This window comes from Oculatella sp. LEGE 06141, assembly GCF_015207605.1.
Lineage (GTDB): Bacteria > Cyanobacteriota > Cyanobacteriia > Elainellales > Elainellaceae > Oculatella.
In genome coordinates, this window is sequence record NZ_JADEWO010000001.1 from 211,563 (window position 1) to 233,031 (window position 21,469).

At 50.5% G+C, this 21,469-nt stretch carries 23 protein-coding genes and 1 tRNA gene; 15 read left to right on the top strand and 9 right to left on the bottom strand.

The window, feature by feature from the left end; all coding sequences use genetic code 11:
• Positions 1-254 precede the first annotated feature (254 nt).
• From IQ268_RS00990 to metK, 3 genes are all read left to right on the top strand, one after another.
• Positions 255-1,226 carry a 30S ribosomal protein S1 gene (locus tag IQ268_RS00990; protein ID WP_193874616.1) on the top strand — a complete coding sequence of 324 codons (972 nt, stop codon included), beginning with the start codon at positions 255-257 and terminating at the stop codon, positions 1,224-1,226.
• Positions 1,227-1,418: 192 nt separating this feature from the next.
• Positions 1,419-2,159, top strand: a complete 741-nt coding sequence (locus tag IQ268_RS00995) for an HAD family hydrolase (protein ID WP_193874618.1) — start codon at positions 1,419-1,421, stop codon at positions 2,157-2,159.
• 241 nt (positions 2,160-2,400) lie between these two features.
• Positions 2,401-3,663, top strand: coding sequence for a methionine adenosyltransferase (gene metK / locus IQ268_RS01000; RefSeq protein WP_228034966.1), 1,263 nt, complete (start codon positions 2,401-2,403; stop codon positions 3,661-3,663).
• A 126-nt stretch (positions 3,664-3,789) separates the two neighbouring features.
• Here the strand turns inward: metK and IQ268_RS01005 are convergent, their stop codons facing one another.
• Positions 3,790-3,987 carry a hypothetical protein gene (locus IQ268_RS01005; RefSeq protein ID WP_193874620.1) on the bottom strand — a complete coding sequence of 66 codons (198 nt, stop codon included), beginning with the start codon at positions 3,985-3,987 and terminating at the stop codon, positions 3,790-3,792.
• A gap of 339 nt (positions 3,988-4,326) precedes the next feature.
• Between IQ268_RS01005 and IQ268_RS01010 the strand changes: the two genes are divergently transcribed.
• From IQ268_RS01010 to IQ268_RS01025, 4 genes are all read left to right on the top strand, one after another.
• Positions 4,327-5,013 carry an ATP-dependent Clp protease proteolytic subunit gene (locus IQ268_RS01010; protein ID WP_193874622.1) on the top strand — a complete coding sequence of 229 codons (687 nt, stop codon included), beginning with the start codon at positions 4,327-4,329 and terminating at the stop codon, positions 5,011-5,013.
• A gap of 95 nt (positions 5,014-5,108) precedes the next feature.
• Positions 5,109-5,699 carry an ATP-dependent Clp protease proteolytic subunit gene (locus tag IQ268_RS01015; protein WP_193874624.1) on the top strand — a complete coding sequence of 197 codons (591 nt, stop codon included), beginning with the start codon at positions 5,109-5,111 and terminating at the stop codon, positions 5,697-5,699.
• Positions 5,700-5,881: 182 nt separating this feature from the next.
• Positions 5,882-6,535 carry a J domain-containing protein gene (locus IQ268_RS01020; RefSeq protein WP_193874626.1) on the top strand — a complete coding sequence of 218 codons (654 nt, stop codon included), beginning with the start codon at positions 5,882-5,884 and terminating at the stop codon, positions 6,533-6,535.
• Between the two features lie 78 nt (positions 6,536-6,613).
• Entirely contained in the window at positions 6,614-7,258 is a 645-nt protein-coding gene (locus IQ268_RS01025) for a class I SAM-dependent methyltransferase (RefSeq protein ID WP_193874628.1), read from the top strand.
• A 50-nt stretch (positions 7,259-7,308) separates the two neighbouring features.
• Here the strand turns inward: IQ268_RS01025 and IQ268_RS01030 are convergent, their stop codons facing one another.
• The 3 genes from IQ268_RS01030 to IQ268_RS01040 all read right to left on the bottom strand — a co-directional run bounded on the left by IQ268_RS01030 (position 7,309) and on the right by IQ268_RS01040 (position 10,003).
• Positions 7,309-8,223, bottom strand: a complete 915-nt coding sequence (locus tag IQ268_RS01030; RefSeq protein WP_339383334.1) for an inositol monophosphatase family protein — start codon at positions 8,221-8,223, stop codon at positions 7,309-7,311.
• 180 nt (positions 8,224-8,403) lie between these two features.
• The gene (locus tag IQ268_RS01035; RefSeq protein ID WP_370584631.1) at positions 8,404-9,330 is read right to left on the bottom strand and encodes a PfkB family carbohydrate kinase; all 927 of its coding nucleotides are present in this window, start codon (positions 9,328-9,330) and stop codon (positions 8,404-8,406) included.
• Positions 9,320-10,003, bottom strand: a complete 684-nt coding sequence (locus IQ268_RS01040; RefSeq protein ID WP_193874630.1) for a sugar transferase — start codon at positions 10,001-10,003, stop codon at positions 9,320-9,322. Before IQ268_RS01040 ends, IQ268_RS01035 begins: the two co-directional genes overlap by 11 nt.
• Positions 10,004-10,228: 225 nt before the next feature.
• Here IQ268_RS01040 and rsmI point away from each other — a divergent pair, with 225 nt between their 5' ends.
• The 3 genes from rsmI to IQ268_RS01055 all read left to right on the top strand — a co-directional run bounded on the left by rsmI (position 10,229) and on the right by IQ268_RS01055 (position 12,318).
• Positions 10,229-11,098, top strand: a complete 870-nt coding sequence (gene rsmI, locus IQ268_RS01045; RefSeq protein WP_193874632.1) for a 16S rRNA (cytidine(1402)-2'-O)-methyltransferase — start codon at positions 10,229-10,231, stop codon at positions 11,096-11,098.
• Positions 11,099-11,297: 199 nt separating this feature from the next.
• Positions 11,298-11,999 carry a hypothetical protein gene (locus tag IQ268_RS01050; protein WP_228034967.1) on the top strand — a complete coding sequence of 234 codons (702 nt, stop codon included), beginning with the start codon at positions 11,298-11,300 and terminating at the stop codon, positions 11,997-11,999.
• A 103-nt stretch (positions 12,000-12,102) separates the two neighbouring features.
• Positions 12,103-12,318, top strand: coding sequence for a lipopolysaccharide assembly protein LapA domain-containing protein (locus IQ268_RS01055; protein WP_193874634.1), 216 nt, complete (start codon positions 12,103-12,105; stop codon positions 12,316-12,318).
• 64 nt (positions 12,319-12,382) lie between these two features.
• On the opposite strand, the gene IQ268_RS01060 is transcribed toward IQ268_RS01055, so the two are convergent.
• From IQ268_RS01060 to IQ268_RS01070, 3 genes are all read right to left on the bottom strand, one after another.
• Positions 12,383-13,492, bottom strand: coding sequence for a hypothetical protein (locus IQ268_RS01060; protein WP_193874636.1), 1,110 nt, complete (start codon positions 13,490-13,492; stop codon positions 12,383-12,385).
• Between the two features lie 124 nt (positions 13,493-13,616).
• Positions 13,617-14,600, bottom strand: coding sequence for a hypothetical protein (locus IQ268_RS01065; protein WP_228034968.1), 984 nt, complete (start codon positions 14,598-14,600; stop codon positions 13,617-13,619).
• Positions 14,601-14,673: 73 nt separating this feature from the next.
• On the bottom strand, positions 14,674-15,345 hold the full coding sequence (locus tag IQ268_RS01070) for an Npun_F0813 family protein (protein ID WP_193874638.1): 672 nt from the start codon (positions 15,343-15,345) through the stop codon (positions 14,674-14,676).
• Between the two features lie 402 nt (positions 15,346-15,747).
• On the opposite strand from IQ268_RS01070, the gene IQ268_RS01075 reads away from it, so the two are divergent.
• Together IQ268_RS01075 and IQ268_RS01080 are read left to right on the top strand one after the other, a co-directional pair.
• Positions 15,748-15,820 (top strand) — tRNA-Arg (locus IQ268_RS01075).
• Positions 15,821-15,868: 48 nt separating this feature from the next.
• Entirely contained in the window at positions 15,869-16,465 is a 597-nt protein-coding gene (locus tag IQ268_RS01080) for a DUF4126 domain-containing protein (protein ID WP_193874640.1), read from the top strand.
• Between the two features lie 36 nt (positions 16,466-16,501).
• On the opposite strand, the gene IQ268_RS01085 is transcribed toward IQ268_RS01080, so the two are convergent.
• Positions 16,502-17,419: a hypothetical protein gene (locus tag IQ268_RS01085; RefSeq protein WP_193874642.1), complete on the bottom strand. Its 918-nt coding sequence runs from the start codon at positions 17,417-17,419 to the stop codon at positions 16,502-16,504.
• A gap of 609 nt (positions 17,420-18,028) precedes the next feature.
• On the opposite strand from IQ268_RS01085, the gene IQ268_RS32010 reads away from it, so the two are divergent.
• On the top strand, positions 18,029-18,175 hold the full coding sequence (locus tag IQ268_RS32010) for a hypothetical protein (protein WP_228034969.1): 147 nt from the start codon (positions 18,029-18,031) through the stop codon (positions 18,173-18,175).
• On the opposite strand, the gene IQ268_RS01090 is transcribed toward IQ268_RS32010, so the two are convergent.
• A complete protein-coding gene (locus IQ268_RS01090) occupies positions 18,172-18,747 on the bottom strand; it encodes a hypothetical protein (protein ID WP_193874644.1) in 576 nt (191 codons plus the stop codon). The two genes, IQ268_RS32010 and IQ268_RS01090, sit on opposite strands and share 4 nt — an antisense overlap.
• A gap of 112 nt (positions 18,748-18,859) precedes the next feature.
• Between IQ268_RS01090 and acs the strand changes: the two genes are divergently transcribed.
• Together acs and IQ268_RS01100 are read left to right on the top strand one after the other, a co-directional pair.
• Positions 18,860-20,833 (top strand): acetate--CoA ligase, encoded by a 1,974-nt coding sequence (gene acs, locus IQ268_RS01095; RefSeq protein WP_193874646.1) that lies wholly within the window; start codon positions 18,860-18,862, stop codon positions 20,831-20,833.
• Positions 20,834-21,071: 238 nt separating this feature from the next.
• Positions 21,072-21,449, top strand: a complete 378-nt coding sequence (locus tag IQ268_RS01100; protein ID WP_193874648.1) for a hypothetical protein — start codon at positions 21,072-21,074, stop codon at positions 21,447-21,449.
• Positions 21,450-21,469 lie beyond the last annotated feature (20 nt).

Below are 21,469 nucleotides of genomic sequence, written 5' to 3' on the forward strand. Positions count from 1 at the left end.
ACTACTATAAACAGGGCTGTTGCAACGGTCTGGTTAGCTAATTCACCTTCTATGAATTAACTAGAAGGATAGATTTGTATGTTCAACTGAGCTATGATTAGACTTCTAGGGTCAACACACCAAGATTCAGATCTCATACAATAAGACTTATTTGAGACTGGCCAAGACTGCATATTGATTACGTCCACCAACGTTTATATGCATCGCTAGGAGACCACTATTACTACGGAGATAACCACTAGGAAACAGTTAGCATGGTCAATCAGGAAACAACGGACATTGGCTTTACTCACGAAGACTTCGCTGCACTTCTCGACAAGTACGATTACCACTTCAGCCCTGGAGACATCGTGGCTGGAACGGTATTCAGTCTGGAACCGAGAGGCGCTCTGATTGACATTGGTGCTAAAACGGCAGCTTACATTCCAATTCAGGAAATGTCGATCAACCGGATTGATGGCCCCGAAGAGGTGCTGCAATCCAACGAAACCCGCGAATTCTTTATCCTCACGGATGAGAACGAAGACGGGCAGTTAACCCTTTCCATTCGTCGCATTGAGTATATGCGCGCCTGGGAACGGGTTCGGCAGCTTCAAGCTGAAGATGCAACGGTACGTTCCAGCGTATTTGCGACCAACCGAGGTGGAGCCTTGGTACGAATTGAGGGACTGAGAGGCTTCATCCCAGGTTCGCACATCAGCACTCGTAAGCCGAAAGAAGATTTAGTCGGAGAAGAATTGCCTCTGAAGTTTTTAGAGGTAGACGAAGATCGCAACCGATTGGTATTGAGCCATCGTCGGGCTTTGGTTGAGCGCAAGATGAACCGTCTGGAAGTTGGCGAAGTCGTCATCGGTACGGTTCGAGGGCTTAAGCCGTATGGTGCATTCATTGATATTGGTGGGGTTAGCGGTTTGCTCCACATCTCTGAGATTTCTCATGATCACATTGATACGCCTCACAGCGTCTTTAATGTGAATGACGAAGTGAAAGTGATGATTATTGACCTCGATGCAGAGCGTGGCCGTATCTCGCTGTCAACCAAACAGCTTGAGCCGGAACCGGGGGATATGGTGAAGAACCCGGGTTTGGTTTACGACAAAGCTGAGGAGATGGCTGCCAAATATCGTGAAAAGATGTTGCAGCAGTCTCAGCCCGACCAGGATGAGGCCGAACTGGAAGTCGATGCGATTGTTGAGGAAGAGATCCCTGAAGCAATCGAAGAATAATATCTTTACAGGTCTGAGTTCGCGGTTAACCTGCGTTTTGAGCAGACACTAAAGTAAACGCCAAAAAGGAGAGGGTTTTACACCTCTCCTTTTTGGCGTTTAAACGGAGAACGAAACACGGTTTGCCCACCCTGTTGTTTATTGAGCAGTCATACGCTAGAGTTGAGCGTTGTCACGTAAGGAACCGATCCATTGGCGACCATTCGCTGCCCAACCAAAACCTTTCACAACATTCGCGCTATTGTGTTTGACAAAGATGGAACGTTGGCAGATTCAGAAGCGTTTTTGCGTAGTTTGGGTCAGCGGCGATCGCGCCTGATTGACGCTCAAGTGCCCGGAGTTCAAGAACCACTCCTGATGGCGTTTGGTGTAGAGACGAACCAGATCAATCCAAATGGGTTAATGGCTGTAGGCACCCGTCAGGAAAATGAAGTGGCGGCGGCAGCCTACGTTGCCGAGACAGGACGAAACTGGATCGAGGCACTTACCCTGGTTAAATCTGCTTTTGCAGAAGCGGATAAATATTTGCAGCGCAAAGCTGAGCAAACTGCGCTGTTTGCAGGTGCAGCAGAAATGTTAAGCCAGATCTCCAGTACAGGAGTCAAGCTTGCCATCCTCTCATCGGACACGCCCGAAAATGTTGAAGAGTTTGTGCAAACCTATCAACTTGCGCCTTACCTCCACTACTTTACAGGCGTAAGCGATGGCCCCGGCAAACCGCATCCCTCTCTGTTGCGGCACGTCTGCCAAACCTTACAGATATTGCCTCAGGAAACTATCGTAGTGGGCGATTCTCAAGCAGACATTCAACTGGCGCAAGCCGCAGGGGCAGCAGGCTGCATTGGAGTGACATGGGGCTGGACTGATGCCGTGAACCTAAACGAAGCCGATGCCGTCATTGGTCAATTTGACCAACTTCAGGTTATTCCATAGATTGCAGCAACCTTATGACTAAAATCTTAGTCTATGAGTTTTGAACACCGATCGCCGTAAAACTTAGGTCTTAAGATTTGCAACTGAAGCCAAAACAGCTTATCCTGTTCTCTACTGAGATGTAGCATAGGAAACTGGTTTCATTTCCATTGCTGCCAATTTGCTACGTGGCAGCAGTTTTTGCTCATCTGGTGTGCAACCGTGACATTCTGTCCGTTTAGCTAAAAGAGAGGTTATTTCCTTGTCTCGTCGCTACCTCTTCACTTCTGAATCTGTTACTGAGGGTCACCCTGACAAAATTTGTGACCAAATCTCAGACACTATTCTTGATACGCTTCTAAGCCTTGACCCCAAAAGCCGCGTTGCGGCTGAAGTGGTGGTCAACACTGGCTTGGTTCTAATCACTGGGGAAATTTCCTCCAAAGCCCACGTTAACTACGTGGAGTTAGCGCGGAAAAAAATTGCGGAGATCGGATACACCGACGCGACCAACGGATTCTCTGCTTCTAGCTGTGCGGTTCTCGTTGCACTAGACGAGCAATCCCCCGATATCGCTCAAGGGGTAGATCAGGCTCATGAGACGCGTGAGCAAACCAGTGAAGAAGAACTGGATGCGATCGGTGCAGGTGACCAGGGTTTGATGTTTGGGTTTGCCTGTGACGAAACTCCAGAATTGATGCCGCTGCCCATTTCACTGGCGCACCGCATTTCGCGCAAGTTGGCTGCCGTTCGTAAGACAGGCCAACTTCCCTATCTTCGTCCAGATGGGAAGACTCAGGTAACGGTGATTTATGAAGACGGCAGGCCAATCGGCATCGATACCATTTTGGTTTCGACCCAGCACACGCCAACCATAGACGACATCACCGAACAAGCTGCGGTACAAGCCAAGATTAAAGAAGACTTGTGGGCGCTTGTCGTTCAACCCATCTTTTCAGATATCTCCGTGCAGCCGGATGAACGCACCCGATTTCTGGTGAACCCCACAGGTAAGTTTGTCATTGGTGGTCCGCAGGGTGACTCTGGCTTAACTGGACGCAAAATTATTGTTGATACCTATGGCGGATATTCTCGCCACGGTGGCGGTGCTTTTTCTGGTAAAGATCCAACCAAAGTCGATCGCAGTGCGGCCTATGCTTGCCGATATGTTGCTAAGAATATAGTGGCAGCAGGGTTGGCAGAAAAGTGTGAAGTTCAACTCAGCTATGCCATCGGCGTGGCTCGCCCAGTGTCTATCATGGTAGAAACGTTCGGTACAGGTAAGATTGACGACGATCGCCTGCTCGATCTGGTGAAGCAGCACTTTGAGCTACGTCCTGCGGGAATCATTCGGATGTTTGGCCTATGTAACCTTCCCGGTGAGCGAGACGGACGGTTCTATCAAGAGGTGGCAGCCTATGGACACTTTGGTCGTACCGATCTGGAGCTTCCCTGGGAGCAGACCGATAAGGCCGACGTGTTAAAAGAAGCCGCAAGTCAGCTCCTTTCAGGAGTAACCGTGTAGAAAGCTATCTGGCTCGACAGACACACCAGAGGCCGTCGTTCAGAAAAGAACAGGGCAGTGGTTTCACTGCCCTGTTCTTGTGTGTCCATTCATTGTGGCAGGGAAGCTGTACAGCGCATAGCGAACTCATGGCAGCGATCGCGTATAGCGCCATGCTCGCCAACCCAGAATCACTGCCATGATCAGACTGGGCGACAATACAGCAATCAAAGCATTCGCTGACGTTGCCGGAATGGCCAAACCAGGAGCGACATACTTAATTACCGCAGAAATGATGGCAGAGGCAAACAGCACCTTCAACACGAAACCAGCCTTGTTGTTCATAAAATGCGTCCATTGAACCTTGGTAACTCCCCTAACAGATATTTCAATCCAGACAGGATCGGTGTATTCATTGCAACTCTGGATGGTGCAACAGCATTTCATTCGGAACAGTGGATCTCTGCTGTTCTCTTGCCGCTACCCCGATCGATATTACAAGCCCTGGAGCCTTAAGGTGCAGGTTTTCTGCCCAATTCAGACCACCCGTCAGACTATAGGTACGTCATTCCTCTAACAATAAGGAGACTGATCGGCCTGCGCTGTATGGGTCTCTGCCACCGCCGATCCCCTCCGGATCGCGTTAGTATGTTAGAAATAGTGCCAACTCTCTAGGCGTACACTATGAGTTCACCTATCAAGGCCGTTCAATCTCAATATTACGGAGACGCATACTATCGCACCCCTCCACCCGATCTACCTTCTTTGCTACTCAAAGAGCGGATTGTGTATTTGGGGATGCCACTGTTTTCCTCCGACGACATTAAGCGCCAAGTTGGAATTGATGTAACAGAGCTGATCATTGCTCAACTGCTCTATCTACAGTTTGACGATCCAGAGAAGCCGATTTACTTCTACATCAACTCTACAGGCACTTCCTGGTATAGCGGAGATGCAGTTGGTTATGAAACCGAAGCATTTGCCATCTGCGATACCCTCAGCTATATCAAACCCCCTGTCCACACCATCTGTATTGGTCAGGCAATGGGAACTGCTGCCATGATTTTGTCAGCCGGGAGCAAAGGCTACAGAGCCAGTCTGCCACATGCGACCATTGTTCTCAATCAACCCCGAACGGGTACCCAAGGCCAAGCTACGGATATTCAAATTCGCGCTAAAGAGGTTTTAGCAAACAAGACTGCCACGCTGGACATTCTCTCTCAAAATACGGGTCAAACGCCCGAAAAGCTGGCAAAAGACACCGATCGGACGTTTTATCTAACACCGCAAGAAGCCAAAGAATATGGCTTAATCGATCGGGTTTTGGAAAGTGCTAAAGACTTGCCAACTCCTGTTCCTGCTTTAACCTAAGACATTCTGCGTTAACCCACGGCATCCAATGTCTCTAGAGGGTTCTCGTTTAACCTCTATTTTCTCTCTGTCCCCATTTTCAACCCCAACGCCTTATGCCTATTGGTGTTCCTAGTGTTCCATACCGCCTTCCCGGTAGCCCTTACGAGCGGTGGATCGACATCTACACTCGCCTGAACCAAGAGCGCATTATTTTTCTTGGGCAGGAAGTCACTGACTCGTTGGCAAACTCGATCATCGCTGCCATGCTATACCTGGATTCCGATGATCCGAGCAAGCCAATCTACCTTTATATCAACTCGCCCGGTGGCTCTGTTACGGCTGGCATGGCTATTTACGATACCATGCAACACATCAAGTCAGATGTAGTAACCATTTGTGTCGGGTTGGCCGCATCCATGGGTGCTTTCCTGCTTGCGGCGGGTAGCCCTGGAAAGCGCTCCGCGTTACCTCACTCTCGGATTATGATCCACCAACCTTTAGGTGGAACTGGCCGCAGACAAGCTACCGATATTGAGATTGAAGCCAAACAAATTTTGCGAGTGCGGCGCGAACTCAATGAGCTGCTGGCTCATCATTCGGGCAAGACTGTCGAACAGATCGACAAGGATACCGATCGCGACTACTTTATGTCTGCGGAAGAAGCAAAAGAGTACGGACTCATTGACCGTGTCATCACCGATTAAGCGGTGTAGTGCTCTTCAAGACAAATTTAGCCCCAGGGATGTAGCGAATTGCTCGGTAGAATAGCGCATAGCAAGGGTATGCTCGTAACAACATTCTGCTGATCGATTTGCTATCCCGTTGTTTGCTAGATTAAATTTGCTACTGGCAGAATTACCAAAAATTCTGCCGTTTTTTTGTATCAATGCATCTCGCAGACTGCTACCGATTACTAGGATTGAGAACTGGCGCGTCTTACGAAGAGATTAAAGCGTCGTATCGCCGTTTGGCTCGGCAGTACCATCCTGATGTCAATCCAGAGTATCCAGAGCAGTCTAAAGAAAAGTTTATTCAACTGACTGAAGCCTACAAACTGCTAATTAGCGTTGTCCATCCCTCGGAGAGCAGAGAGTCTACCGAAGGTTCGAGTTCAACCTCTCAAGCGGCACAAGATCCCCCTTCAGCGTCGCCATCTGCACCCGTTGTTGAGCCACCCACTCGTGTTACGGTGACGCGAAAGCCACCGCCTGTCCAACGAAACCCTAACCTCTCTGAAACCGAGCAACGGTTGAAGGAGACTGCCTACAAACAATTGCAACAGCTATTAAGGGAACAGCGATTTCCACGAGCCATTGCCCTGGTAGAAGGACTGGCTCAACGCTTGCCCAACGATGTGGAAGTGCGTCAGTGGCAAGCCATCACTTACCAACGCTGGGGTCGCCACTTAATCAGCCAGCAACAGGCCGATAAGGCGCGAATCTATCTAAAGAAAGCGCTCCGCACCGATCCACACAACAAATCGCTATGGTACGAGGTCGAGCGAGATTTTCGTCGCATTGAGCAAACCGAACTGCTCTAAAAAAGAATCTTGAGACTCATACCTTAACACTCTGTAGTTTTTTAAACTAAGAGGGTTCAGCAAGTTCAACGTTCGCCCATGTTACTGCAACCGGATCAACGTACCAAGCTAGATGCAACTGATGATGCCCAGTTCTACGGTGTTCCTCGATTTGTGACCCATGTCGATGAGTCATTCATTCAGCAACTTACTGACCTTTATCAGGAGCGTCTTCAGCCTCACACCCGCATTTTCGACATGATGAGCAGTTGGGTGTCTCATTTGCCGCCCGACCTGAAATTTGAGCATGTTGAAGGACATGGCATGAATGAAGCAGAGCTGGCTAAAAACCCACAGCTCGATCATTACTTTGTACAGGATCTCAACCAAAATCAGCGCTTTCCGTTGCCCGATGAGTCGTTTGATGCCGTTCTGAACACCGTTTCAGTCCAGTATCTTCAGCAACCAGAAGCTATATTCGCTGAGATTTACCGCATCCTCAAGCCAGGGGGAATCGCCATTATCAGCTTTTCCAACCGCATGTTTTACCAGAAAGCAATCCAGGCTTGGCGAGACGGCTCAGAGGGCGATCGCATAGAACTAGTAAAAGGCTATTTCAAGTCCACAGCAGGCTTTAGCGAGCCAGAAGCGATCGCCCGACAGAGTAAGGTTCCCAGCTTTTTGCAAATGATAGGAATGGCTGGTGCCGACCCGTTTTATGCTGTGATTGCTCAAAAGGGGTAAGCCAGAAGCTGAATTATTTTTGAACGCGCAAGGCAGCACGCGGCGATCGCTTAAGTCCTGTTCTGTTCTGTTCTGTCCAGTTCTGCCAGGATTTTGATTGACTCGGCACACAGTTCAGTATGGCAGGCTCCATTGCTTGCAATCAAACATCCCCACTGGTTCACGTCTCCCTGGTTATACTTCAGTGGCTCTCCATTGACCTGAGTGAACGAACCGCCTGCTTCAGTCAGAATCAGTTCTGGTGCTGCCATGTCCCAATCTTTAGGAGCCGACTTTCCAGATAAAGAGATGTAGATATCGGCTCGCTGATCGACGATCGCCGCAACCTTTCCACCGACACTACCCACCGCCAGTTGGTTTTGGCAGGGAAGCTTCTGAAGCAAGTGATTGAAGCGCCCGTCTCGGTGTGTGCGGCTAACGACGACCGTTAAATCTTCGAGACGATTGCGGTTCGACACCTGGATGGGCTGACTGTTGCCGTCGCGGGTTTCGACAAACGCACCTCCGCCCAACGTCGCATAGTAAAGCTTCTCCAGCTCCGGGCAAGCTACTACCGTTAGGACAGGACGACCGTAACGAGTCAGCGCTAGATGAAACGCGTATTCTCCAGTCTTGTCAATGAAATCGCGAGTCCCATCCAGGGGATCAATAATCCAAACCCATTCTTGAGGCAGCGACTCAGGTGCGGCTTTCGCTTTGTAAGTTTCTTCACTGAGATAGCCAAACTCTTCTGTACCGAGAGCTGCATTGAGTTTATCCAAAACGTAGCGGTTAACCGCCAGGTCAGCGGCTGTCACTGGCCCATCTTTTTTGTCTTGGATCTGTAGCGGTCGGTTAGTGCCATCTTCATCAGGTTCCCCTCGATAGAAAGCGCGTAAAATATCCGCCGATCCCCATCCTAAGGAACGGGCGATCGCCAGAATGTCTTTGACCGAATGTCCAGCGATCGATTGCAAAGTTTCCACTCTAGATCCCCTCAGCGTTGAGTCGAGATGTACTATCCCGTAGTTATTCCAGCCCATTATAGAAGCGAGGAGACCCACCATTAGAAAAGTTATGAGCCACTGCTGTTTTGCATAGGGCAAATTCATACCGTGATTCAGCAATGCCCACCGTTTTACGGTATAGAGAGCTTGACCGTGGCGCTATGATTCTATGCCCTGCTGTCTTGATGCATCCATCCATTGGCGAGTGCCAAAGGACTGGCACGCCCTGGCTGCCACTGCCGCCGCTTGTGCTAGAGCTTCTGCAAAGGAGGTTTGAATAATATAGTGACAAAACGCACCATGAAAAATGTCACCCGCTCCCAGTGTGTCTACCACGCTGGCTTGAGGGATAGGAATGGTGCCTGTGCGCCCCTCTGAGCTAAATTGAATCGCTTCTCCACCCCGCGTCACCGCCATGTGAGGGATGCCAAGATGAGTTAAGTACGCAAAAACATCGGCAGTTGTTTGACAACCCGGCGGGTAGAAATTAGCTGAAGCAATGACGAAGTTAGCTTGACACAACACTTGCTCAAATCCGGCCTTCCAACTGCCCGCATCGATGACGACCGGGATGTGGTAAGCGTTAGCACGGCCAGCGATCGCTCGCCCAACCGCCATTTGATGTCCATCAACCAAGACAACATCAACACCGGCTAATGTATCAACCGGAATGCGATCGCCTAAAGCCTGGGCGATCGCCTCGCTAGAGACCTGTGACTTTGTGGCGTTGAGCGATACAACCGCCCGTTCACCCGTCGATTGCGTCACGATAATCGATGAGATAGGGAGAGACTGCATGCGGTTGGGATCTAAATCAGCCACTGCAACCCCGCGTTGACGCACATCGGTTAACACTAGCTGAGTCATGGGATGAACTCCAACGGCGCTTAGCAGCGTTGCCCGGTTGCCCAAATACCGAAACGTCACAGCGGCGTTGGTAGCTGGCCCTCCAGCAGCCATAGTGCAGTCTAGAGCAACAATCTTTTGGTTCCTATCGGGTGGCGCGACCGTCAGGTAGCTGATGTCGAGGGTGGTTAACCCTACGAACAGCCCGTGTTTTGGTGCATTCAATCGACTAACAGGCACCTCGCCTGTGCAACACAACCCCAATCGTTTTCCAAATCAGATGCAAATCATAGGCAACTGACCACCGACGATGATACCGCAAGTCGAGATTGATCACCGTTTCAAAATTCAAAATGCAAGAACGCCCGTTGACTTGCCACTCACCTGTGATTCCAGGTTTGACGTGGAGACGCTTGCGATGACGGTCATTGTAGTGGCTTACCTCATCCACAGTGGGCGGACGGAATCCTACCAGGCTCATTTCTCCTCGTAACACATTCCAGAATTGAGGCAGTTCATCCAGACTGGTGCGACGCAAAAACTGCCCGACCCGTGTCATTCGAGGGTCGTTGTCATTCTTAAAAATGTGGCCTTTAGCCTGATTTGGAATTTGCTGTTTCAGTTGTTCAGCATTGGGTACCATCGAGCGAAATTTCCACATCCGAAAACGGTGTCCCTGGTATCCGCAGCGAATTTGGCTATACAAGATAGGGCCAGGGCTATCTAGACAGATGGCGATCGCAATCGGTATGAACAATGCGGCTGTCAGCAACAAGCCAATTACAGCACCCGCTATATCAATACATCGCTTCGTTTTGCTGGTCACTGAAGGATGAACGCTGGATACAGTGAGCCGGTGATGGCGACCTGCGATGGAGACAACGTGAGAAAGCCGCTTCGGTGCAATCAGCATGGAAATACACAAGAATCATCTGTAAGCTCTATAGCGAGAATAGACGAACTGCTCAGAGAAGTTAACGCCTAAAAACAAGCTTTGTAGAAGCTTTAACAATCCCATCTGCACCAAACGACTCGTCCGTGTTTTCACTGAGTTAACCCACATACAGAGACAATGGGCACATTCAGAGATGCTGTTCTCATCCCACGCCCCTGGGTCTGAATAAGTTAGGATGCCTACATGTCTACTAGTGCAGGAACGCTTTACGTCGTTGCAACTCCGATTGGCAACCTGGAGGATATAACCTTCCGGGCGGTGCGTGTTTTGCAATCAGTGGATGTCATTGCCGCAGAAGATACTCGCCACACAGGTAAACTCCTCCAACATTTCCAAATTGCGACCCATCAGGTGAGCTACCATGACCACAATCGGTTCAGCCGTTTGCCGGAACTGGTGGCTCGATTGCAGCAAGGTCAGACGATCGCGCTGGTAACAGATGCCGGGATGCCAGGAATTTCTGACCCTGGGTATGAGCTGGTCAAAGCTTGCGCCGATGAAAAGATTAGGGTTGTTCCCATTCCAGGAGCCAGTGCTGTGATCACCGCTCTGAGCGCAGCCGGATTGCCAACCGATCGCTTCGTGTTTGAGGGATTTTTGCCCACTAAGGGGGCAGAACGCCGCGATCGCCTACAAACTCTGGAATCAGAATCACGCACGATGGTGTTCTACGAAGCGCCCCATCGGCTGCGACAAACGTTGCAAGACCTGTCTACAACAATGGGTGCAGAACGTGCCGTTGTGTTAGCCAGAGAATTAACCAAGCTGCATGAAGAATTTTGGCGCGGGACATTGGCAGAGGCGATCGCCTATTATGCTGAGCGCCAGCCGCAGGGCGAATTTACTGTCATAGTTGAGGGAGCCAGTTTGACCCAACCGCTGCTGTCGGAGCAGGCATTGAAGGCCGAGTTACACGAGTTACTGCGTCAGGGATTATCGCGATCGCAAGCAAGCCGTCAACTGGCGCAGCAAACCACGTTACCGCGTCGTCAAATTTATCAGATTGCTCTGGCGATCGCTGATCCATCTGAATCGGGTGACTCGCCCTTATGAATGCCAGCCCCGTCACTTGGGCAACCAGACGGCTGCACGAAAAACCAATTCAGGTGTTTGGGGAGCAACAGGATATACTTATACGTCATGCCTTTACGGGGACGTTGTGCCCTGATGTAGCGGCTGTTTGAATGCTCCTCAGGTTAAGAAAGCTGACTGAGATGTGTCTAGTTTGTAGGTTTTTTTCAGAGCCAAATTCATGAATTATTCTGCAAAAGCCTGTCTAAGTCTTGCCAGTACCCTATTGTTGGCTAGTTGCGGTCAGCCGCCGCAATCGTCTACGGCAGAATCACCACTGCCTAACGCTTCGCCATCGGCCTCTGTTGTGCCTGACGCTGATTCTAGCACACCAGTAGCTCCCGTCAGCGATGCCGATCGTACCTTGATTTCGGAACAGGGGATTGGGCCAGCACAGCTCGGTATGACTCTGGGTGCTTTGAAGCAAGCATTGGGATCAGAGGTCGAATTTAGCGCTCAGTCCCCCTTCATTGTCGATTTTGACGCGATCGCTGTTCGTCAAGATGGAGAAGTGCAGTACTACATTCTCCACCTGGCTGGACAACCGCTTGCTGACAGTGATGTGATTCAGGGTGTATTTACGGAGAACCCCAATTTTCTCACCGCCGAGGGGGTTGGGCCAGGGACGTCGATTGCTCAAGCCGAACAAGCGTACGGTGAAGCAACCCTGGCCTATAACACCCAAAATGAATCGAGAGAATATGTCCGATTTGAGCAGCAGGCCGCCTCTAACATTTCATTTGGAACCGGCAACGGCAGTACAGAAACAGCGGGCATCTACCCATCGCCCGCTGGTGAATACAACGAGACACAGGAGTTTAGAGAAACGGCCACGATTCAGTCGGTTCTGGTGATCTGTTTAGCAGAGGGCTGTAGCGGGTAGCGAAAGATAAGATGTAGGGGTAGCGATAGAAGCGGAGCCGCATCTACTCCTACATACGCTCGTCGGGATCGTTCTACATCAGGTCTTTTGTCTTTAAACCGGAATGGCTAAGTTTCTCACGGTTCTTATTATTGCGTTCTGGATCAGCGCGATCGCCCTGATTTCAGTGCAGAATGCCGCCCCAGTAACGCTGCGATTTTTGTTTTTTCAGTCAGTTGAGCTGCCAATGGGTTTAATCCTAGCGTTTAGCGCTGCTCTTGGCATGGTGGGCACGGCACTGGTATTACCACTATGGCGATCGTCCTCAGGCAGCAATTGACCCCCTCAACTAGAAGAGGGCACACCCGCTCACAGGTATGCCCTCTTCAACACAGCCCCCGGCACTACAGCGAATACACCTGACCGTCAATCAACAGGCGAGTAATGCCTTTCGCTTGCAAATAAGGCGTTACTTTGTGAAACACCTTCCCATCTGGAACTTTCACGACTCGCTGCATTCGCCGCAAGAACCGCTTGGCCACTCGATGGTTGTCGAAGATCGGTAACGTCTTCTCTGACACTTCCTCGGTTGGGATTTGTCCCAAATCGGCAAAGTCTTTAAGAGGGCGAGTAATTAACTCAGAAGAACGATCGATAACGATGTAGCAGGTTTTGGGCAGCGCGGCTTCTGATAAGGGCAGCACCTGTATCCTGACACCACCGTGAACATGCACCGTTGCGTAGTCACCAATCTGGCTGGAGTCTAGTTCATCATCGTCATCCAGGTCGTCATCTAAATCATCGTCGTTCTCTGCATCATCTTCAATCTCATCAAAGTCTTCTTCATCGATCAGCTCTTCTTCCAAAATTTCTTCAATGGCGTTTGTTTGCGCCACATGATCGTGGTTCTGAAGAGCCGCAGGAGAACGATCGGATGGTTGTGTTAACTCGCTTTCCCCTTGATCGACAGAGGGCGAAACGTCTAGCTTGGGCTTTGGTTCTGGTTTAGCTACTTTTGGTTTTTCTGGTTTAGCCGTTTTCGGAATTGGCTTAGAGTCGCCTTTTTCTAAATTGACGATTTCTGGTTTAACTACGTCTGGTTTGACGATCTCTGGTTTAACCACTTCCGGTTCAGCCGCCGCAGTCGATCGCTTGCGGCGACGACGCTGCCCAGGAGATTCTTCAGACTCAGGGACTTCAACTTCATCTGCTGCCGACTGAACGGCTTCAGTGGAAACAACTTCAGCGTCGATGAAAGGGGTGTTTGTCGTGGGTGGTGTCGAGTCTACTTCAAGCAGGGTAGGTTGTACTACTGCCCCTCTAGCAATACCTGAACGCTTTTGTTGGACAAGTATTTCGTAATCCTCATCCGATAAGTTTTGTTTGAGAATTCGGCTAATTGTGCTATTGCTAACACCATAACGGCTCGCCAATGTTGAGGTTGTCTCCTCTGGCTGACGATAGCGAGTTAGAATGTCTTGTTTATCAGATTCGGTCAGTTTCGTGGGAGCCATGCCAGAACGTGTCTTCAATTAGCGATCGCACTGTAGCACACACAGAACCCCAGCGTTTCGAGGAATGTGCCGAGCCATCAGTACATTAGTCTATATGAGTTAATAATGACTCAAAACGACTGTCTTATGTTCGTTTTCGTGCGCCTCTGCGCGATCGGGTTGACAGGTCGTATTCCAGAGCTGCGCCAATGGCAAACAAACAGCCGCTAAAAATCCAGAAGACTTCTGGCAATGCTCCAGTTTGATAGTTTTCGATGTAGTTTGTGGCGTAGTAAAACCACATATCTGCAATGTAGAACGATAGCGCCGCTGCCGAAATGAACCGCCAAGAGACCGAAAACCGCCCACCCCAAAATGCAAGCAGCAAGGTGGTTGCAATAATGACGAGAATAATGTCGCCAACTATATATAGAATGCCGACGAAATTGGAAAGGGGGGCTAGCGTTTCGTTAATAGAATCAGCCCATGCGGGAATAGGAGGCGAGGCTTCTTCGACTTGACTGATGACATCAGGGCTAACTGGTTCCGCCTGAGCAATGGTGGGAGAGGTGGTTGCAACCAATGTAGAAGCGGGATCGGTCAACAGGCTTTGTGGAGCCGCTTCGGCAGGAGAAAAGGCCAGAACATAGGCCAGGGCAATGCTGCCAATTGCAATCCCCGCCAGGGTAGCCCATTGTGCTGCCGTTAAACTGAGCCGCCGCGACAGAACCGCCTGTAGCATTCCCCATCCCAGGAAAACGTAGGTAGCGATAAAGAAAATGTCTCCGGGTGAAACATCGGGCTGTAGCTGCAATCCTAATTCCCAATAGGCCAGCAGCAGGTTTCCAATAAAGTAGGAAAACATGCCTAACCCAATTGATAGCCATACCGTACGGCCACTGACAATTTGCGAACTGCGCCAATTGCGAAAGCACATGATGCCAGCACCGAGGAAGGCGATGTCCTCCAGGATATAGGTGGTTACGCCATACCATTCAGGCCGTCCCTGACCTGGAAGCGGAACGCTAAAGAGTAGGAAAAACAGCAGGGCAGCAGTAGACCACGCGATCGCCGCCAAAATCACGGCTTGAACTGAAACCTTCAACTCGGAACCAGAGGATTTTTTCAAGGGGCTGCTCCTCGGAATGCAACTAAGACTGGCAGATACAAGCAGATGTTAACGAAAGCACTCATCATAAAGCCTACTGCCAAACTTTGCCGATTGGAGAGTGACTTAACCAGGCTAAGAATTGTGTTCGATCGTTAGCAGGCATATCTTGCAGTGCATCCATGACCCGTTCTGTGAAGTTAGCATTCCCAAAATGCTCTTTACCCAACCGGAAAAGCTCTTGTAACAGGGTGTTGAGGTGATGTTCTTGCCAGGGTGGGACTTGAACGCCCGTGAGCGGATTGACGGTTAACAAATGATTAATGGCATCTGGTGAATCGGTCTGAGGAAACCGCCACTGTTGAAAGACGGCTGTAATTTCTTTTTGGAACAACCCAACATGCCTGGTTCCCAGCAAGTCTTCGATGTCGATGTAGACCGCTTGCAGCAACAGCAAGCAAGCCTGGACACTAGAAGGAGAGGTTTCACCACCTGCACTGTGGTCGGCTCCGTCTGATTCGAGTTGATCTAAACGAACTTTTCCCCAAATACTGTAGCGATCGGGTTCTTCTAGCAATACACACGCTTTGCCGCGATTATCTGTAAGGTCACGCCAGAGAATTTTAGCGTCTTCTTCTTGCGCCGCACCAAACACACTGATCAGGCGAAAGGTTTGCCCCTGATATTTAAGAATCGGAATCTGCTGATCTTTACTGGGGTGCTGAATGGTTGAAATTTCAACATCCTGCCTCTTTAAGATAAACATGACGCTGCCAATGACTCCTGATCAGGGTCGGGGATGTTGGGCTGGAGTGATTTACTCCTGGAGAGTGCTTTGTTGACGAAGCACAGGCATACTGAGGTTTAGCTAAATGAGGGTCACTCAGCTTGGTATGACTATAGCGATTGTAGAAGGGAGACTTTGTAAACAAAAGCAACCGAATTTCGTTTAGAAATCATGTTGGTTTTAGTGTACATCTCTTAATCACGCTACTCTAGCTTTAGACTCTGCGATGAGAGTTAAGGCTAGATCGGCTGCTAGAGCACCAAGATAGCACCTGTCTTGGTACTATATATTGGTTCATAACAGCAAATTGCTCTCTCTATTTTTCCCAAGATTCCATAATGGAATCACTCAGGTTAAGGTTCAGTTTTTTGCGTTCTCGTTGCTCCAGTAGCTCAGTGGATAGAGCAACCGCCTTCTAAGCGGTCGGTCACAGGTTCGAACCCTGTCTGGAGCGTTATCAAAGGCAATATGATTAGATCATGAGCCGGAAAATAGGCTAACCATGATTGAACTTTTAGCTGCACTTTCGGCATCGGCGGCGGTTGGCATGAGGATTGCCCTACCGCTGTTGCTAATTGGGCTGCTGTACGGCAGCGATTTATGGGCAAAGGCTCCTTTATTGTCGCGCGTGCCGCCACCCATTATTTTAGGAACACTGGTCAGTTGGTCTTGCGTTGAGTTGCTGTTAACCAAGGAACGCCTGGGTCAACGGTTTGTGCAACTGGTGCAGTTGGTGTTTAGCCCAATCGTGGGGGCGATCGTTGGTATTACTGTTGCTCGTAGCGTTGCAGCAGAAGACTGGATGATTGGCATTATTGGCGTGGTCGGGGGGCTGCTGGCGCTCGTGCTGCAACTGGTTCAGGTGGGCTGGTTTTTTCGGCTTCAGGGGTTACCGCTTTGGGTCATTTTTATTCAAGATTTTCTCTGCGTTTCGCTGGTGTTGTTTGCTTTTGATGCTCCAACGCAGGGAGGGTTGATTGCCCTGTTGCTGCTGTGGTTGGCCATTCGTAGCACCAGTGAGTGGCATCGCTGGTATCGGCAGCAGGGATCATCGGGCGATCGCGCTAACCCACGACGGCACAAGCAAGATCCGGACTAATCGGCCATTTGAAGCACCCATCCAACGGTTTAGCTGTTATCCCTGCAAACAAAAGCGACGACAGGTCAACACTGGCGAATCGGCAATGCCAGACATGGGGCACCCCGGGGTTGAACAAATGCCGCAATTTGCCTCTGCGGGCAGGATGACTTCGTTTGCGGCATAAATGCTGATGCCCTGACTAACGAATCCCTGAGCTTCTAAGTCGGAAATAGAATCACAAATAAGCAATGCCTTATCAATCCCAAAGGTTTCTCTGGACTGGTTAATTTTGGCTAGCGTTTTGCGGAAACTATTTAGCTCGGGTTTAATCTCAATGATGACCTTGTGGTCGTGGCTCTTGAAGCAGGATGGCTTTTGTTGAGAGAAATAGTCTTTGTATTGAATGGTGAAGGTGCCATCGGTGTAGCGCAGGGTGCGAATGAGGCGCAGAAATGGCAACGTGAAGCGTCCCTCCGCATCCAGGGTGTACCACCAGGATTTGTGCCATGCCTCGTAGGGCAGGTTCAAAATGGCTTCGACCTGCTGGGGTGAAAAGCCAGCATGTGCCAGAAGGGACAAAGCTTGTGGGAGGCCGATCGTTTGACCCAGAATATGGGTTTCAGATTCACAGCGGGTGAGATGAGCTAACTCACGGCTGGCAGCATCGCGCCCACGATGGTCTGCCCATCGCGGATCGACCTCGGCAGGGGACCCTGCCAGAATGCAGTTGACCGCTTCAAATTGGATGATGCCATCGACGGCTTTGCTGTGCGCCGCGATCGGAACGCCAATCGTGGAACTCACGGTTCCAATTCGGTGAGGCTGTGCGATCGGTGGGGTGCAGCCAACAAGCAACGATTTGAGGATGGTTTCATCGGCGATCGCCAGGGCAATTTGAATGCGATCGCGCAGAGCAAGGGAGCCTTGCTGCTTTTTGGAACCTGAATGAGTCAGCGCACTCTTAGTCATCATGGAACCACCTGATCCTAACGGCGACTTGGCGTTGCATCCTGGCAAGCAATTCCAGGGTGACTTGGATGGAAAATCTGCGTCCTAACCGTACAGTTCTATTCAGTTGTTCAGTTTTTATCTGGGGCACCCAATTCAACCTGAACCGTTCACCAGCGTATGTGGATATTGTGATCGCTCTGTTAACGGTTGGAGCTGTCTCGCATTCCTTTTAATAGAACTGTGACAAATCCTGATGTTGGCTCACCAAACTTTGCTCTTGTTCAAAAAACGCAATGGTTATCCCTCAATGCTCTCAGGGGGATGGGGGCAGCTAACGACCAATACGCTGAGAGGGTGCCTGAGAATGGCTCAACATTCTAAATTAGCCCCCTAAATCCCCCAAAACTGGGGGACTTTGAAACAGAATTGATTCGGGAATCCCCCAATTTTGGGGGATTAGGGGGCGGTTCGAGTTGGAGCTTAGCACTTTTAAGACATCCTCTGAGGCGGAAGTAAGCGATACGATTTCTGCTCCGTCATTGGTCATTCGTCTAAGGAGTGTCCTTTGACCTACCAAAAACATCAGCGAGTTGAGTGTTTTCGCCGCAACGATCGCAATGATAGGAAATTTTGGTCACGACAACGCCATCCAGCAGGTTAGCAAGGTCAACCCGCTGGGTGTCCATTATTGGATTGGAACGGACGCTGTTTACGAAAGGTGACGTTGAGAAACGGATCGCCCATAAGCTGGGCGATCGTTTTGACGCTACGGCTTAGTTGCCCTCAACAATCCAGGGAGTTGCAGCACCACCCCAAACCGGGTGGCCTCCCATACTGCCTGCCTGGACGATTTGTTGTCTGGCTGTTTCGGCATGGGTTTGGGTCGGCAGGGCATGAACAAGCGAGATCACCCAGTCTTTCCTGGCTGGGGTTTGTTCCGAGTTGTATTCTAAATCTCGGCTACCTGCCCATGAACAACGGCTTTCCATCTGCCATCCCCGATTGGCCGCCAGTGACGCAATGTTGCTGTATTTGACACCTGGCATGTGGGGAATGGCGATCGCGTACTCCCCCGATGCTGGCCGAGCGCACGCCTGAGGCGGCAAAAAGCTGACAGTGAGCAACCCAACGATCGCCACTAGTAAGCCCAGAATGGTACCTCGCACGAGACGCGAGGACAACATCTTCGTCATGTCGCTGTGTTCTGCTTTAGAGTTCATTATTAGTCGTACCTCCTGATTGTTCAGTGTGGTGCAGGTCTGACCGTTTGACCTCTGCCACATGAGCGAAACCGGGGAACGGGCGATCGCCACTTGTGCCGCGAGACTAACCTGACGCAGAACAGGCAAAAGCTTAAAGAAACCCTAACTTAGGCAGGAAGGGGTGGGCAAAAAAAAGTATGGTTTGGAAAGAAGCGTATAGCAATCACATCGTTCCCACGTCAGGAACCCTAAACGTCTTATGGTCTCAGAAGCAACAATTGAATCTATTCTTCAAGAAAAGCGTTTATTCGATCCTCCGGCTGAGTTTTCGCAACAGGCTCATATTAAAAGTCAGGCAGAGTATGAGCAGCTTTTTGAACGTGCCAAGGCTGACCCAGAGAAGTTTTGGGCAGAACTGGCCGAGCAAGAACTGGATTGGTTTCAACCGTGGGATACAGTGCTGGATTGGCAACCCCCGTTTGCCCAGTGGTTCGTCAACGGCAAAATCAATATTTCCTATAACTGTCTCGATCGCCATCTCACCACCTGGCGACGCAACAAGGCGGCTCTGATCTGGGAAGGAGAACCCGGAGACTCGCGGACGCTAACCTATGCTCAGCTTCACCGTGAAGTGTGTCAGGCGGCTAATGTCCTGAAACAGTTGGGCGTGAAGAAAGGCGATGTCGTGGGGATTTATATGCCCATGATTCCAGAAGCAGCGATCGCCATGTTAGCCTGTGCCCGGATTGGTGCCCCGCATACGGTTGTCTTTGGTGGCTTTAGTGCCGAAGCGTTACGCGATCGCTTAGTGGATGGCAAAGCCAAACTGGTCATTACCGCAGATGGTGGCTGGCGGAAGGATGCGATCGTTCCCTTAAAAGAACAGGTAGATAAAGCGATCGCCAATGAGGCCGCTCCCAGTGTCGAGAATGTTCTGGTGGTTCGTCGGACGGCACAAGAAATTGCGATGCAGTCGGGGCGCGATCATTGGTGGCATGAGTGCTTAAAGCAGGCATCGGCGGATTGTCCGGCTGAGCCAATGGACAGTGAAGATATGCTGTTCATTCTGTACACCTCTGGCAGTACGGGCAAGCCCAAGGGTGTGGTTCACACCACAGGCGGTTACAACCTGTACACCCACATCACCACCAAGTGGGTGTTTGATTTGAGGGATACGGATGTTTACTGGTGTACGGCTGATGTGGGCTGGATTACAGGCCACAGCTACATCGTTTATGGGCCGCTATCCAATGGTGCCACTACGCTGATGTATGAAGGGGCACCCCGTCCGTCGAATCCGGGCTGCTTTTGGGATGTCATTGAAAAGTATGGTGTAACGGTTTTCTATACGGCACCTACGGCCATTCGAGCCTTTATCAAGATGGGAGATCAGTTGCCCAAGGCCAGAAATTTATCGTCGCTGCGGCTGTTGGGGACGGTGGGTGAGCCAATTAATCCGGAATCGTGGGTGTGGTATCAGCAGGTGATTGGGGGCGGACGGTGCCCGGTGGTGGATACCTGGTGGCAAACGGAAACGGGAGGCCACATGATTACACCGCTTCCGGGGGCAGTGCCGACCAAGCCCGGTTCGGCGACCCGTCCGTTTCCCGGTATTTTGGCCGATGTTGTGGATCTGGAGGGCAATGCGGTTGAAGACAATCAGGGTGGATATTTAGCGGTTCGCTATCCCTGGCCGGGAATGATGCGAACGGTGTTTGGCGACCCCGATCGCTTCCGCCGCACCTATTGGGAACACATTCCGCCCAAAGACGGAAAATATGTTTACTTCGCTGGAGATGGGGCACGCAAAGACAAGGAAGGCTATTTCTGGATTATGGGTCGGGTGGATGATGTGATCAATGTGGCTGGACATCGACTCGGCACGATGGAAATCGAGTCGGCGTTGGTGTCTCATCCGGCGGTTGCAGAAGCAGCGGTGGTGGGTAAACCGGATGAAGTGAAGGGCAGTGATGTGGTTGCTTTTGTCACATTAGAAGGCACTTACACGCCGAGTGATGACCTGATTAAGGAGTTGAAGAAGCACGTTTCACAGGAGATCGGCGCGATCGCCCGTCCGGGTGAAATTCGCTTCAGTGATGCGTTGCCTAAAACTCGTTCTGGCAAGATTATGCGGCGATTGTTGCGATCGCTGGCGGCTGGGGAGGAAGTAACGGGTGATACCTCAACGCTAGAAGACATGGGTGTGTTAGATAAACTGCGCCAGGGCGGTTGAGGTTAAGTCGCTTCGTTGAGTCCCATTCATTGACAGTGCCTTCATTAGATAGTGCATTTATCAGACGTGCAACCCTTTGGCAGAGACGCGATCGATCGCGTCTCTTTCTTTTTGGGTACTGACTGTTGACTCGTCACAACGTCTCAGGGAGGAGCAGGATGGCCTTTATATCGTCAGATTGATGTTGGGTTGTGGTTAACGTTGAACACTGTTGTCAGTGTTAATTAGAGGATTTGATATGAGTCGAGTTACTTCTTGGTTGCCAAAGATGCACCTGCGTCAACTCCTGGCTACTGTTTTGCTGGGACTTACATTGCTTACTGGCGTTGCCTTTGGGACGTTTGGCTATGGCTCACCAGCACACGCTACATCCCTAACGCCCGAAGCCCGGAGTTATCAGGTCAACCAGGGTGAAACTCCGTCTAGAACGGCGAAGGAGAGCGGCGAAGGCTTGGGCGAGTCGATTAAAGATGCGGCTGACAACGTGCGCGAGAAGCTCAATTTGGATCAACCGTTGCCCCACAGCACAAAGGCTTTCTTTAAGCAGGTTCAAGGTGAAGATGTGACGGTTGAAGAGGGAGCGCCATCCTGGAAAGGGGCAGACAAGGTAGATTAAGTAGCTATATGTTTTGCAGG